Raw genomic sequence first — 14,619 nt, forward strand, 5'->3', positions numbered from 1 at the left:
GAACAAAGATTATGAACACCTTCCGCAGACCTCAGAGACTCTGATCTATCTGGCGATGATCCGGATTATGGTGAGGCGATTGGCGTAAAATCTGACTTGCCATAACTTTTCAAACATCCTCTAACAGCAGGAGAAGAAAAAATAGTTGATTTGTTGGCAGAGGTGCAGCAGTCAGGAGAAGACGTAGGATTTTTGGTACATCTAGAGGCGCAGTCCTATACCGAAGCCGACTTTGCCCGTCGCATGTTTTTCTACTTTGCAAGGCTCTACCAAAAATACCGTCAGCGGGTATACCCCATTGTCGTCTTCTCATTTGATGAACCCTATCGAGCAGAAGCCAATTGCCATATTGTAGAATTTCAAAATCGCAAGGTTTTAGAATTTAGCTTTGAGGCAATTCAATTAAACCGCCTTGATTGGCGAGACTTTCTGAGTCAGCGCAATCCTGTTGCGGCAGCACTAATGGCAAAGATGCAAATCATGCCAGAAGATCGTCCTAAAGTTAAAGCAGAGTGTCTGAGAATATTAGCAACCCTACGTTTAGATGCAGCCCGAACTCGTTTGATTTCGGGTTTCGTAGATACTTATCTTAGGCTCAATTCTACTGAAGAAACTCTGTTTCAAGCAGAGGTTGCTAAAATTGAGCTAAGCGATCGGAGAGAGATTATGCAAATTGTAACAAGTTGGATGCAGCAGGGCATTGAGCAGGGCATTGAGCAGGGTGAGCGATCGCTAATCTTTCGGCTATTAGGGCATCAAGTAGGAACAGTGCCTGATGAATTAGTCGAGCAATTAAATAGGCTGTCTAGAGAACAGTTAGAGTCTCTAGGTGAAGCGCTGCTGGATTTTGGTGGATTGGCAGATTTGGAGCATTGGCTAGTAGAGAATGTTTAAGTTAATAATGAGTTCGCGGAGATGGGTAAAAGTTTGGCTCATAGGCAAGAACGCTAATGAGAAATAAAAATAATGGATAAGAGTGTCTACTTAGGAATCGATTTTGGTACCTCTGGGGCACGGGCGATCGCCATCAATGTCCATAAACAAGTCCAGGCTGAAACTCATATTCGTTTTGAACAATCTCCTCCAGATCTAGCAAACTATTGGCGGACTACACTCTTTCAATTAATTTGCCAAATTCCTCTAGACATTAGGCAGAATATTCAAGCGATCGTCATTGATGGCACCTCTTCTACGGTAATTCTCTGCGATCGGCAAGGTCAGCCCTTAGCGGCTCCCATTCTTTATAACGATGACCGAGCAGCGGCAGTGCTGCCCCAGGTGAGAGCGATCGCCCCGTCCAATCATCCGGTGATTAGCGCCACTTCGAGTTTTGCAAAACTCCTTTGGTGGGCTGCTTCCTTTTCCTCAACAGCCGCCTATTTTTTGCATCAGGCAGATTGGCTCTCTTTTGAACTGCACGGGCAAATTGGCATCACAGATTACCACAACGCTTTAAAGTTGGGGTATGACGTTCAGTCGCTTTGCTATCCTGATTGGCTTCAAAACTCACCGTTTTATCTCCCTAATGTGGTTGCTCCAGGGACGGCGATCGCTCCTATTCTGCCTCACCTTAGCATCGCGCTTGGCTTGCCTGCTGACTGCATCATTCGGGCAGGCACGACAGACAGCATTGCGGCATTTTTGGCGAGCCGTGTACAGACTCCGGGTGGAGCAGTGACTTCGTTGGGGTCAACCTTGGTGCTAAAGCTGTTGAGCCGAACTAGGGTTGACCATGGACAGTCGGGCATCTACAGTCATCGGTTAGGCAACTTGTGGCTGGTGGGGGGCGCATCCAATACGGGCGGTGCAGTGCTGCGGCATTTTTTCAATGATGCAGCACTGCGGCGGCTGAGTCCATTAATTTGCCCTGAAACAGAAAACCCCCTGGATTATTACCCATTGCTGAAGCCCGGAGAGCGTTTTCCTACAAATGATCCTAATCTGTCGCCACGACTAGAGCCGCGCCCTAGTTCACAGGTAGAGTTTCTGCACGGTTTGCTTGAAAGCATGGCTCGGATTGAGGCGAAGGGTTATGGGCTGTTGCAAGAGTTAGGCGCAACTCCGTTGACCCATGTTTATACCGCGGGAGGTGGGGCAAAGAATGAGGTGTGGCAGAAATTGCGATCGCGCCATCTCAAGGTACCTGTGGCACGATCGCTTCAAACTGAAGCTGCCTACGGGACTGCCCTTTTAGCCTTATCGTCTTCCTAAAAAATGGATTTAATCGGTTCTCTGCACTTGCTACGATCGGCTATCAGCACTCTTTACCTATTTCTTTGATAGAGGCAAGCTGACACAATAAAAGAACAAACGAGAGGAAACCAACCTATGAAATTATTCGGCGCTCAATCTATTTATGACTGGTACCGTGATGTTATCCGTAACCCTAAATATCGCTGGTGGATCATTGTAGGTAGCTTGGCATACATTATTAGCCCAATTGATATCGCTCCCGACTTTATTCCTATCATTGGTCAGGTCGATGATGTGTTAATCATGACACTGTTGGTTTCTGAAGTTTCTCAGCTTTTGATTAACCGTGTGAAAACGATGAAAGGCAAAGAGTCTGTTGTAGATGCTACAGCCTCAGAGAATAACCCAGTTGAGGTTAATGCAGTCCAGGTTGATTAATGTTTGTATGTTTTCAAATCTACTTAACGTCTCAATTGCAGGCATCTTGCCTGCTTTTTTTTGTCAAAAATATTCCGTGCTATTAATGGCATGTGCTGTCAGTAAGTTTATAGAAATAAAGCATCAGGTTTGCCTAAAACATTGAACACCTATGCGATCGCAGCTTCTTATGATTAAACTTGGCTTGACAGTCAGGAGAAGTCGTGTATGTCTAGCAATTTGTTAATATAATCCTTATAGCCAGAACCTTTTCACAACTTAGGTCAGCAACTTAAAAGTGCTGAGCGATTTGTGAAAAATTGCGCGATCGAATTAATACTATTTATTAATTTGCTAAATTTGAAGCTTTAATTAATAATCTAACTATTATTAAAATAACGTTTGGGGCTATATTCTTTACATGGCTCAGATAGTTAGCCCCAAATTCTTCATCAGAGATTGCAAGGAAACTTCGGAAGCAATGAGTGAAAATTCGCCTAATTCGTTAACAGGAAAAGCACTACTTCAAAAAGTCAAAGAGCTTGCTCACTTACCCCGTCGGGAAAAAGCAAGACGCTGTGGTTACTATACCTCTGGGAAAAACAACCAAACCCGTGTGAACTTGGCTGATTTCTTTGAAGCACTTCTAGAAGCAAAAGGTACAACCCTTAGCGCCGAGGGTTCTAAAGATGGTCGGGGGCGAGAGCCAACTTACCGCGTTAGTGTCCATAAAAATGGACAAATTGTGATTGGGTCAACGTACACCGAAAAGATGGGCTTGAAAGCAGGCGACGAGTTTGAAATCAAACTGGGCTACAAACATATCCGCCTCAATCAAATTGATGCAGGTGATGCCTAAAAATCTTAGATTGATAGATTCTTGTTTTTCAACTGACGGGGCAAAGTAATCTTTGCCCCGCTTTTGTTTTGACTAACTTTTATCCGGTAGATTATGAGGAGTAAAGATGGATCTTGCCAATTTAATCACTGATTTAGCTCAGGCTTCTGCGGCTCTCCAGATACTCGCTTTTTTTGGGGTTTGGTTAGTTTTGTGGTTACCGATCGCCCTTCCCCTAGCGATCGCCCTTAAATGGCATCCTCCTCAACCTTTGACCCTTTCCCAAAAGCTGCCCCTGTTGGCATCGCTTTACCTAATTGCGCCCTTGGTACTCTGGGGATTTGCGGCACTGGCTGGCGCATCTTTTGCAATCTATGGATTGCCATGGAAACTCTCGGTTCTACGCTCGCTGGCTCAAGGAGTGGGGGGAGGAATCTTGGGTTTGGCGATCTTGTTAGGAATTGAGAGGGCTTTGGGCTGGGTGCGTTGGCAGACCCCTACCCAGAGTTTAGCTAAGACATTGATTCCAACCCTAGGCTTAGGTATTGGGGTCAGCCTGACGGAAGAACTGATTTTTCGAGGCTTTTTACTTAATCAGTTGCAGCAAGAGTATCTGCCCTGGATTGCTGCAACGATCGCCAGCCTGATTTTTGCTGTATTACATTTGGTCTGGGAAGGGAAGGAGAACATTCCTCAATTGCCCGGTTTGTGGCTGATGGGCATGGTATTGGTGCTAGCCCGTTGGGTAAATGGGGGCGAGTTAGGGTTGGCATGGGGGCTGCACGCTGGATGGATATGGGCGATCGCCACGATTGACACAGCAGAACTAATTTCGCCCACTGGAAAAGGCGCTGCCTGGCTAACAGGTTTTGGGGGTAAACCCTTGGCAGGAATAATGGGGATTTTGTTTTTACTAGGAACGGGTGGGGCGCTGGGGTTAATGGGCGGGTAATTAGGATGCTAATCGGGTACGTCAAATAACACTGTGGTCATGTAGCGGTATGCCCATTCGGCTCCGAAGGCTTTTTCTAGCACGCGGCGGGTTTTGTCGTTTTGCTGCTGTTGGTTGCAGTAGTGATGCTGCCCAGCTAGAATTTCCGCTTGTTTTTCGGGAGTCGGTGGGGTAGCGATCGCCTGTTGGCAATGAATTTCTAAATATTTTTCAATGCGATCGAGAAACTGCTCTTCTTCATCGGGGCTATTAGGGCGAACCAGCACACAAAACTCAGAAAAAATATCGCCCCAAGCCGGAATCGTGCGGGCTTGAGAAAACTCTAGAGAGGGGAGTAGGCTCAGGCGCGATTGATACAGCGCAGGAAGGGTGCGATCGGGGTTAACGGGGGAGAGATCCACAATAGCCATGCTAATCTGCTTCCGTACCCCGACCAAATCCGTGCCAAACATCGGCAAATCATATTCAGGACGAGGAAACATGACACAGTGTAAAATATCGAGCGAGTTGCCGATTTTTGCCAGTTCCATGTGCATCTTCCGAAACTGTGGCGTTTGGTAGCAATGGTTCTCAATCACCAGCTTTTCATCTTCTAGCCGTCCTTCCACATAGCCCAAATCTTCTGGCAACTGATAAGGCGACAGATCTAAATGACGCTGCCAAATAGTTTCTATAGAATTCGCAAGCTTTTGAATGAGCGGATGCTGTTGCTCACGAATTGAGTCTGTTGCGGAAGAAGGCATGATGTAAAAATGAGGACACTAAATGCTGAGTCCCAGTAGATTTCAGGATACCTTACCGCGGATAGGCAATGTTGGTTGATTGCGCTGAACTCGAACAGAACCCGATATATTGAATGAAGATAAACGACAGGAGATTCCTATGTTTGGTCTAGGATGGCCGGAAGTTGGATTGATTTTACTGGCAGCAGTCGTTGTCTTTGGGCCCAAAAGAATCCCAGAGCTAGGAAGCGCTTTAGGCAAGACGCTACGAGGATTTAGAGAAGGCATAGATAGCTCTGTCGAAGAACAAGATGATGAATTTGATGCTTAATTGCTAGAGCATGAACTAGAGGGACAGAGATTCTCTGCCCCTTTCTTTTCCCATTAACCCCCTGATTGCACGTACTTAATTCCTTCTTTGACCTCAATAGCCTGGAACGGATTACTGCCATTAACCGAGCCATGGCGAATGGAATGGGAAGCTTCAGGGACGGCTTTCAAGCCCTGCTCTGCGACGATCGCCTTAGGCAAGTCGAGATCAGGTTTAGGATGACGGGCTTCAATAAGGCTAATGGCGCGGCTGACGGTTTCTGGCAAGATGACGACAAGACTGCTAGCAGGAGCTTGGTCTAGCATCGTGTTGATTGCTTCCGTTTCGTTGATGATGACTTCATAGGAAAGGGTTGTGCCGCTCTCTAGGATGCCCTGGACAATGAGTTGTGCCGCTTCCCCCTGAGGGCGACCCCGGGTATCATCGTCTTCTTTAACAATGATGCGATCGAATATTTCGGCAGAAAGCTTTCCCAGGGTAACAAAATCCTCATCACGGCGATCGCCTGGCCCTCCGACTACACCAATTCGTTCTCCCGGCCAATTTTGCACAAAATCTCCCAATGCCTTGTAGCTGTGCGGATTATGTGCATAATCGACTAGCACATGGTAGTTGCCCAGGTTGAACAAATTCATCCGTCCGGGTGTTTGGTTAACCGACGCTTGAAAAGTTGCTAACGCCGTCCGAATATCTTCAATTCGGACACCCTGCGCAAATGCGGCCAGACTCGCCGCCAGGGCGTTGGCAATCATAAACGGAGCGCGTCCTCCCATGGTTAATGGCACGTTCACGGCTTGTTCAATCCGCAATGTCCAACCCCCCTTCAAAATAGAGAGATAGCCATTTTCGTATACAGCCGCCAAGCCGCCCTGGCGCGTGTGTTTGCGCACCAGTTCGTTATCTGGGTTCATTGTAAAATAGGCAACCTGTGCTTTTACTTGGGTCACCATTGCCGCGACTAGGGGGTCATCGGCATTAAGAACTGCATAGCCATTAGGACGGGCTGTTTCGACCACGACGCTCTTAAGCTGAGCCAGGTCTTCGACGGTTTCAATGTCGCCAATGCCCAGGTGATCGGCAGCAACGTTCAGCACAATGCCCACATCACAGGCGCTGAACCCCAAGCCCGATCGCAAGATACCGCCTCTGGCAGTTTCTAACACAGCAATTTCAACCGTCGGATCTTGCAAAATGACTTGAGCGCTTTGAGGCCCCGTGGTGTCACCTTTCTGAACCAGGTAATCGCCAATATAAATGCCATCAGTAGTGGTGTAGCCAACTACCTGGTTCGTTTGTCTAAAGATATGAGCCAGGAGGCGTGTCGTCGTGGTTTTACCATTCGTCCCCGTGATCGCCAAAATAGGAATGCGACTTTGGGCACCGGGTGGAAATAGCATATCAAGAACGGGTTCGGCAACGTTGCGGGGAATGCCTTCGCTGGGGCAAAAGTGCATCCGAAACCCAGGAGCCGCGTTGACTTCAACAATCACCCCGTCTACTTCGTGGAGCGGTCGGGAAATATCAGACGTAACAACATCAATTCCGGCAATATCTAGCCCAATCACCTTGGCAACGCGCTGAGCGATCCAAATATTTTCGGGGTGAATTTCGTCAGTGCGATCGATCGCTACGCCGCCCGTACTGAGGTTAGCAGTGGCACGCAGATAGCAAATTTCTTGAGGCTGAAGGACTGAGTCAAGGGTATAGCCTTGACGCTCTAGCAAGTCCCAAGAAGTGCGGTCTAGCTCAATACGAGTGAGAATGTTAGCATGACCGTCACCGCGACGAGGATCGCTGTTTGTAACTTCAATCAGTTCAGCAATCGTGGATTGACCGTTGCCAATGACATGAGCCGGAACCCGTTCGGCAACGGCAACGACTTTACCATCAATGACTAAAACCCGATGATCGCGCCCGACATAAAAGCGCTCAACGATCACGCCTTTAGAAACAGCTTTGGCAGCGTCGTATGCCTCTTCTGCAAGTTTGGAATCGTTGATGTTAATGGTGATGCCGCGCCCGTGATTACCATCTAGAGGTTTGATGACAATAGGAAATCCGCCGACATGGGCGATCGCCTGTTCCAGTTCATCCAAATAATGAATTACGGTTCCACGCGGCACGGGCACGCCGATATCGCTTAAAATTCCCTTCGTTCCCTCTTTATCAGAAGCTAACTCTACGCCCAAAACGCCTGTGCCACTGGTTAACGTTGCCTGAATCCGCTTTTGATAGACTCCCTGCCCAAATTGGATCATGGCTCGGCTGCTCAACGCTGTCCAAGGAATCCCTCTGATCTCGGCTTCCTTCACAATATTTTCGGTACTCGGCCCTAAAGATGCTTGCGCCCAAAAATCTTGCAGATCCTTCAAATCATGCATGAGTTCAGCAGGCAAATAGTGTCCCGTGGTAACAATGCTTTGACAAAGGCGAACGGCTGCCCGCATGGCATATCGTCCTGCCTGTTCATCTAGGTATTCAAACACTACTTGATACACCCCAGCATCGGCAGTCTCGCGGGTACGCCCAAAGCTAACTGCCATACCTGCTAAAGTTTGTAGCTCTAGCGCCACATGCTCAACAACATGACCTAGTCGGGTGCCTTCCTTAACGCGCTCTAAAAAGTTACCTTCAGGCTCACAGTCTTGGATGGAGCGATGATCTACTAAACCAGGCAGCAGTTCGACGAGTCCTTCGTAAAATCCCGAAATTTGGTGGGAAAATACATCGGCTAGATCTTCTAAATCTAAACGAAGAACAATTAATTTTTCATGTCGAATGCTCCAATAGTTTGGACCACGCAGCGTTTGGGTTTTGAGAATTTTCATAACTAAATCACTGAGTTGTTTCGATGTAGAGCAACAATTGCAGTAAGCGCAATAGCAGGTAAGCGTCTAGTCTGAACCTTTAAGAAGCTCATTAACCGTCCAGGATGAACAGTTTTGAAGATTAGCAGGCTTAATGTTTTGTGAAAGAAATTAAGCACTGCTTCACCTTAGGTATGAGTATGACTGTAAAACTTAATCCGATTCCCTAACTCACTCAGTCCAGATTAATCTACAGCCATTCTTCAACAGTCTCTCAACTTTTTCCTTTCTACTCCTGACTGACAGCAGACTGCGCCTAGTTCTCGATCGCCATAACCTTCCGATGATGATAATCATAACGATCGCCATGACTCAAAATATGGACACGTAAGTTATGAATACTGATAGGGTCAGTTGAGCCCACGGTCGGAAAGTTAGCAAATAAAGCTTCTGCGGGGTCAACAACAGTGACTGTGCCTTTGCCAATGACCTGGAAAATGCCGCTACTTTCAAACAAGGCACAGGTATCTTCATCAATTCCAATCCCCAGCTTATCAGGATGGGAAGCAACTGCACTCATTAACCGCGCCATCCGGTTACGGTTATGAAAGTGCTGATCAACAATTACTTCAGGAACAATACCTAAGCCAAGAGTCATATCGACTAGGGCACGATTGGGCGATTCACCACTGCCGCCCCCTGCAATCATCTGCAAACCCATAACAGCCGCCCCTGCGCTGGTTCCTGCCAGGGTCACTGCGCCAAGTTGTGCACGCTTTCGGACAATTTCCATCATTGGCGTATCTGCTAATAGGCCGCAGAGTCGTAGCTGATCTCCGCCTGTCAGAAAAATGCCTGTACAGCTTTCCACATAGTTAAGCCAGGTAGGGTCTTCGCTTTGGGCACGATCTTGAATATCAATCACTTCGATCGCTTTTGCACCCATTTCGCTAAAGATAGTTTCATAGCGATTGCCAATAATGGCGGGTTCACGAGAGGCGCAAGGCACAATGGCGATACGAGAATCTTCCCCTCCAGACCGTTGAAAGAAGGTCTGGAGGATTTGTTTCCCTTGAATTTTGTCTTCGGCACCGCCAATAATCATGACGGCGTGTTTAGTAGGCTGGGGCATCCTTAAATCAAGGAACGTGAGGTCTGGTTGCAGTATCATATCGCTTCGGGACAAGAAGTGAGTGATCTGTTCCAATCGCTGATTTAGAGAAAGGGGATTCCTGTTCATCTTTTGATATCAATGGGGCAAGTGAAGGCAGACAGGAGCAAGGTTGACTCTTGACTAGAAGGTTCGCACGAATTTGGACATTGCCCTGGATCCAGCCTAGTATCTCATTTTGTGCTCAACTTTTATCAGACTGCCTGATTCAGGCTGGCTTAGTGTTGTAAATAGCCTATCGGTTTGAAGAGTCAGGAATAGTATCGATGTTTACTCCAGTACACTAGTCAACAGATGATTTTTGCTCGGTAGATTTTGACGGACTTAAACCTATGGTGACTAGGCAACCGCAACCAGAACCCTCTTGGCGGGCGATCGCTCGTCTGCTGCGCTGGGATAAGCCTGCGGGACGATTAATTCTCATGATTCCGGCGCTGTGGGCGGTCGTGTTGGCATCGCAAGGAAAGCCAGAACCGCTGCTGGTGGGAGTCATTATTTTGGGCACGCTGGCGACCAGTGCGGCAGGGTGTGTGGTGAATGATTTGTGGGATCGCAATATTGATCCCAAGGTCAAGCGAACCCGCGATCGCCCCCTTGCCTCACGGGCGCTTTCGGCAAAGACCGGGTTTGGAGTCATGCTGGTTGCCTTTGCCTGTGCTTTGGGGCTGGCTCAGTATCTCAATCCTTTTAGTTTTTGGCTGTGTGTCGCAGCGGTGCCGTTTATTATCTTTTACCCAGCCGCGAAAAGAGTTTTTCCGGTGCCACAGTTGGTGCTGTCAATTTGCTGGGGGTTTGCAGTGTTGATTTGCTGGAGTGCAGTCATAAGGGGATTGGAACCTGCAACTTGGCTACTGTGGGGAGCGACAGTGCTGTGGACTTTGGGGTTTGATACAGTTTATGCAATGGCAGATCGAGAAGACGATGAGCGGGTAGGAGTTAAATCAAGCGCGCGTTTCTTTGGACAGTATGCAGCACAAGCTGTGGGGCTGTTTTTTGCGGGAAGTGCAGGTTTGTTAGCAGGGTTAGGAGCTTTGTTGAATTTAAATCTCTGGTTTTGGGTTTCGCTAGGGTTAGCAATTTTAGGGTGGGCTTATCACTATCAACTCATTCGTCCGGCAAAGCCCATGGGAACCGTGTATGGGCAGGTATTTCAACAAAATGTTGGGGTGGGATTTATTTTGTTAGCAGGGATGATTTTAGGATCTTGGTAAAGTAAAAATAGCTGGCTGGGCTGGATTGAAAAACGGGAGGCGAATTCGATGAAACAACGATTTCACGATCGCACTGAAGCGGGAAAGCTTCTGGCTGCCCAGTTGAGTGAGTATGCCGACCGTTCGGATGTTTGGGTGCTGGGGCTGCCGAGAGGCGGAGTGCCTGTGGCGTATGAGATTGCTCAGGCTTTAAATTTGCCGCTTGATATTTGTTTGGTGCGAAAGTTAGGAGTGCCCGGGCAGCCAGAGCTAGCAATGGGAGCGATCGCTCCGGGTGGCGTGATGGTGCTAAATCACGAAATTTTGGAGTCGATTAGGATTTCGCGCCCAGCATTTCAAGAGGTGATAGAGAGCGAGCAGCAGGAGTTGGAGCGCCGCGATCGCACCTATCGAGAAAATCGTCCTGAGCTTGATATCCAAGGGAAGACAGTGATTTTGGTCGATGATGGGATTGCGACGGGTTCAACCATAAGGGCAGCGATCGCCACGCTTCGCCAAAAGATTCCTCAAGAAATAGTGGTGGCAGTTCCAGTGGCACCTATTTCTACTGATGAATCGTTGAGGACAATTGTAGACAAAGTTGTTTGCCTTAATTTGCCTGAGCGGCTCAACGCCATTGGCATGTGGTACGTCGATTTCTCTCAAACTTCTGATCAAGAAGTCCGATATCTTTTGGCGCAGCAGACAATTAGAACCACATGATTAAATCATGATGCGATCGCGTCCTGCCTCTATAGTTTTAAACCTACACTAGAAAATATCTCTCCTCATCTACGCAACATCATGCAAGTTCGGTTTCAAGTCATTCGCCAAAACGCCGATACTCCTCCGCGAGTTCAAACCTACGACTTAGAAGTTGATCCTGGCAATACTATTCTCGATTGCCTTAATCGCATTAAATGGGAGCAAGATGGCAGCCTGGCATATCGCAAAAACTGCCGAAACACGATTTGCGGAAGCTGCTCAATGCGAATTAATGGGCGATCGGCTCTGGCTTGTAAGGAGAACGTCGGCAGCGAAGCGGCTCGGCTCCAGCACATTGCAGCCGCCAACTCCAGCGCCACTGTTGATGCAGTTCCGACCTTTACGATCGCCCCCATGGGCAACATGCCCGTTATTAAAGATTTGGTCGTGGACATGCAGAGCTTTTGGGACAATCTGCAAGCAGTTGCTCCTTACGTGAGTACTGAGGCGCGGCAACTCCCTGAACGAGAATTTTTGCAATCTCCTGAAGAACGCGATCGCCTTAACCAGGTCGGCAACTGCATTCTCTGTGGAGCTTGCTACTCAGAGTGCAACGCCCGGGAGGTCGATGCTACTTTTGTAGGCCCCCACGCCCTTGCCAAAGCCTATCGGACAGTTGCCGATCCCCGCGACGGACGCACTGAAGAACGCTTAGAGCACTACAGCCAGGGTACAGCAGGCGTTTGGGGCTGCACTCGCTGCTCTTTCTGCGATGCGGTTTGCCCAATGGAAGTTGCACCGATGGAGCAAATCAGTAAAATTAAGCAAGAAATTCTCGATCGCCAAGACGACCAATCGAGCCTGCCCGTTCGTCATCGCAAGGTGCTGATTAACCTGGTGAAGGAAGGCGGCTGGCTTGACGAGCGTAAGTTTGGCATCAGAGTCGTCAGCAATTCGCTACGAGATTTACGAGGACTCATGAGTCTAGGGCCGTTGGGTCTGCGAATGTTGGCACGGGGAAAATTTCCCTTTGGGTTTGAGCCTTCGACAGGAGTAGATGAAGTGCGATCGCTAATTGAAGCCGTACAAAGTTTGGAAGCGGAATCGACTCAAGCGCCAAAATCCTAACAAGTTCAATTAATTTACCACCGCAAGAAACCAACAAAATCGCCTGTTCCCCCGCTAAATCTTTCGGGAACCCTAGTCCTAGTTCACCCACTCACATTGGCAGCAGGACATTTAGGGCATGGGCAAAAAAACAATTGGAATGCTTTCGTCCTACCCAGGACTTACCCAAGGCGATTGGATGTGGAACCAAACGCCCCATCATTTTGGGGTTTGGGGCAATGTTCAACTTTTAGCTCAAGCCGAGCAGCCCGACTTTCTTCTATTGTATAACTTCCACGATTTCAAACCTACGCCTCCTCAAGGTTGGCTGCAACGGTTTAAGAAACCACCCCAACTTTCGCCAGAGGCAGCAAAAATCAAGTTTCGTAGCGTACCTCAACAACGAGTTATTTCCCTGGTGAGAGAACCGCCCTTTGCTGAAAAGCTGAAGCAAAGGACAGCAGATTATGAACAGTCAAAAGTTCATTGTGGGTACGTTTCGGGCCCAGATGATTTGGCTCCTGTGCCGGATTATATGCCTGCTATTTGGTATGTCAATCAACCTTTTCGACAGCTTGATCAGGGTGCCGTGCCTGAAAAGATTCGCCCTTGCTCTTGGGTCACCTCAGGCATCGATCGCACTCATAACCATCGCCAACGTCTGGCATTCCTCAAGCTGCTCCAAGACCATCGCCTTAATTTTGATTTATATGGACGCAATCTACCTGCCGGGTCTAAGAGCTTTGGCTCAGTGGCTAATAAATCCCATGCTTTAGCGCCTTACTACTACAATTTGGCGATCGAAAATTATGCCGATAACGGTTGGTATGTCAGCGAAAAGCTGTGGGATGCTCTGCTGTCGTGGTGTCTGCCCATTTATTATGGTGGGTCGGCTGCCGATAAACTGCTGCCGCCTGGAAGCTTTCTCAAGTTGCCTAGTCTTGATGAACAGGGTTTGCAGTACATCCAAGAAGTAACGGCAACGCCCGATGCTTGGTACGCGGCGAAAGATGCGATCGCTGAGGCTCGACAAATTATTTTACACAAGTTGAATTTGGTCAACTGGCTCTCGGATTTTGTCGACAAGTTTGATCATTAAGATTCACCAGTTGTAAACCTTATTCTTTATCCTCAAACGCCATGACTGACGGAATTTATACCCTCGCCAATGACCATGTTTTCGACCAATTAGTGGCTTTGCTAAACAGCATTGAAACAAACGCCAGCAACCTGCCCGTATGCGTCATTGCCTATAACGATAACCTCGATCGTGTGCGGGCAGAAATTGCCAACCGTCCTAACGTGACGCTAATGGACGACCCTACTATCTTCGCCCGTTGGAGAGAGTTTTCAGCCCAGGTTTGGGCAACGCATCCCCATGCCCTAGCGACTTGGAAGAAAGAAGGAATTGATGGCGTTTATCGTCTAAGTTGCAATCATCGTTATGCTTCGTTTGATGTCGAGGCTCCCTTCGATCGCTTCGTTTACCTTGATGCCGATACCTTGGTACTCGATTCGTTAGACATAATTTTTGAAAGCCTGAACGATCATGATTTTGTTACCTATGATTTTCAGTTCAAAGATCCGTCCCACATTTTCAATTTAATCTCCCCCAAATTGTTAGACATCTTTCCACCAGAGCGACTACAAACAGAAATCTTTTGTTCGGGTTGCTACGCTTCTAAGAAAGGTTTATTTTCTCCAGAGCAGTTAGAAAATTTGGTGTCTAAGCTGGCGGCAGGTGAGGCAGAAGTGCTTTATTTGAAAGCACCTAATCAATCGGTGCTGAATTACATTACCCTGCGATCGGGCATTGCAATTCACAATCTAGCGGTGCATTTGCCCTTAGAAAAACGCACGGGTAACTCGGTCACTTCAAAACATTTTGAGTGGCGCGATCGTGTTCTTTATGATCATGGAAAACGGGTCACTTATTTGCATTACATTGGTCTATCGAGCCAGTTATTTAGCAAGCTTTGTGCAGGTGAAAACGTTTATTTTCCTTACCGAGAAACATTCTTGCACTACCGCTATTTGTATGAACCCGAAAAGCAACCGATGCTGCTGGATCAGTTGCCTGATCAGCCCAATAATCAGCAAAGTTTGACTCGACGAGTATTGCAAAAACTAGGGATGGGTTAGGTCTTTTACCTTAATCGATTAGTCTTTTCCTTCTAGATAAATTT

At 47.8% G+C, this 14,619-nt stretch carries 15 protein-coding genes; 12 read left to right on the top strand and 3 right to left on the bottom strand.

Features of this window, described 5'->3' with window-relative positions; all coding sequences use genetic code 11:
• The 6 genes from KME11_18055 to KME11_18080 form a co-directional block, all read left to right on the top strand.
• Nucleotides 1-88: transposase (locus KME11_18055; GenBank protein ID MBW4517113.1), on the top strand; the 88-nt coding region annotated here is incomplete at its 5' end.
• 53 nt (nucleotides 89-141) lie between these two features.
• Nucleotides 142-894 (top strand): DUF4351 domain-containing protein, encoded by a 753-nt coding sequence (locus tag KME11_18060; GenBank protein MBW4517114.1) that lies wholly within the window; start codon nucleotides 142-144, stop codon nucleotides 892-894.
• Between the two features lie 72 nt (nucleotides 895-966).
• Nucleotides 967-2,211 (top strand): FGGY-family carbohydrate kinase, encoded by a 1,245-nt coding sequence (locus tag KME11_18065; GenBank protein MBW4517115.1) that lies wholly within the window; start codon nucleotides 967-969, stop codon nucleotides 2,209-2,211.
• A gap of 117 nt (nucleotides 2,212-2,328) precedes the next feature.
• Complete coding sequence (locus KME11_18070; GenBank protein ID MBW4517116.1) at nucleotides 2,329-2,631, top strand: DUF1232 domain-containing protein; 303 nt, start codon at nucleotides 2,329-2,331, stop codon at nucleotides 2,629-2,631.
• 460 nt (nucleotides 2,632-3,091) lie between these two features.
• Complete coding sequence (locus tag KME11_18075) at nucleotides 3,092-3,469, top strand: AbrB family transcriptional regulator (protein ID MBW4517117.1); 378 nt, start codon at nucleotides 3,092-3,094, stop codon at nucleotides 3,467-3,469.
• Between the two features lie 106 nt (nucleotides 3,470-3,575).
• Nucleotides 3,576-4,400 (top strand): CPBP family intramembrane metalloprotease, encoded by an 825-nt coding sequence (locus KME11_18080; protein MBW4517118.1) that lies wholly within the window; start codon nucleotides 3,576-3,578, stop codon nucleotides 4,398-4,400.
• A gap of 8 nt (nucleotides 4,401-4,408) precedes the next feature.
• On the opposite strand, the gene KME11_18085 is transcribed toward KME11_18080, so the two are convergent.
• The gene (locus KME11_18085) at nucleotides 4,409-5,143 is read right to left on the bottom strand and encodes a phycocyanobilin:ferredoxin oxidoreductase (GenBank protein MBW4517119.1); all 735 of its coding nucleotides are present in this window, start codon (nucleotides 5,141-5,143) and stop codon (nucleotides 4,409-4,411) included.
• Nucleotides 5,144-5,282: 139 nt separating this feature from the next.
• Here KME11_18085 and KME11_18090 point away from each other — a divergent pair, with 139 nt between their 5' ends.
• The gene (locus KME11_18090; protein ID MBW4517120.1) at nucleotides 5,283-5,453 is read left to right on the top strand and encodes a twin-arginine translocase TatA/TatE family subunit; all 171 of its coding nucleotides are present in this window, start codon (nucleotides 5,283-5,285) and stop codon (nucleotides 5,451-5,453) included.
• 53 nt (nucleotides 5,454-5,506) lie between these two features.
• Here the strand turns inward: KME11_18090 and cphA are convergent, their stop codons facing one another.
• Together cphA and KME11_18100 are read right to left on the bottom strand one after the other, a co-directional pair.
• Complete coding sequence (cphA, locus tag KME11_18095) at nucleotides 5,507-8,281, bottom strand: cyanophycin synthetase (protein MBW4517121.1); 2,775 nt, start codon at nucleotides 8,279-8,281, stop codon at nucleotides 5,507-5,509.
• Between the two features lie 295 nt (nucleotides 8,282-8,576).
• Nucleotides 8,577-9,392: a cyanophycinase gene (locus KME11_18100; protein MBW4517122.1), complete on the bottom strand. Its 816-nt coding sequence runs from the start codon at nucleotides 9,390-9,392 to the stop codon at nucleotides 8,577-8,579.
• A gap of 371 nt (nucleotides 9,393-9,763) precedes the next feature.
• Here KME11_18100 and KME11_18105 point away from each other — a divergent pair, with 371 nt between their 5' ends.
• The 5 genes from KME11_18105 to KME11_18125 all read left to right on the top strand — a co-directional run bounded on the left by KME11_18105 (nucleotide 9,764) and on the right by KME11_18125 (nucleotide 14,575).
• Nucleotides 9,764-10,642 (top strand): 4-hydroxybenzoate solanesyltransferase, encoded by an 879-nt coding sequence (locus tag KME11_18105; GenBank protein ID MBW4517123.1) that lies wholly within the window; start codon nucleotides 9,764-9,766, stop codon nucleotides 10,640-10,642.
• Between the two features lie 48 nt (nucleotides 10,643-10,690).
• Nucleotides 10,691-11,344: a phosphoribosyltransferase gene (locus KME11_18110; GenBank protein MBW4517124.1), complete on the top strand. Its 654-nt coding sequence runs from the start codon at nucleotides 10,691-10,693 to the stop codon at nucleotides 11,342-11,344.
• A gap of 81 nt (nucleotides 11,345-11,425) precedes the next feature.
• Nucleotides 11,426-12,454 carry a succinate dehydrogenase/fumarate reductase iron-sulfur subunit gene (locus KME11_18115; protein MBW4517125.1) on the top strand — a complete coding sequence of 343 codons (1,029 nt, stop codon included), beginning with the start codon at nucleotides 11,426-11,428 and terminating at the stop codon, nucleotides 12,452-12,454.
• A gap of 139 nt (nucleotides 12,455-12,593) precedes the next feature.
• Entirely contained in the window at nucleotides 12,594-13,532 is a 939-nt protein-coding gene (locus KME11_18120) for a glycosyltransferase (protein ID MBW4517126.1), read from the top strand.
• 41 nt (nucleotides 13,533-13,573) lie between these two features.
• Nucleotides 13,574-14,575, top strand: coding sequence for an alpha-1,3-mannosyltransferase family protein (locus tag KME11_18125; GenBank protein MBW4517127.1), 1,002 nt, complete (start codon nucleotides 13,574-13,576; stop codon nucleotides 14,573-14,575).
• Nucleotides 14,576-14,619 lie beyond the last annotated feature (44 nt).

It is taken from the genome of Timaviella obliquedivisa GSE-PSE-MK23-08B (assembly GCA_019358855.1).
GTDB classification, from domain to species: domain Bacteria; phylum Cyanobacteriota; class Cyanobacteriia; order Elainellales; family Elainellaceae; genus Timaviella; species Timaviella obliquedivisa.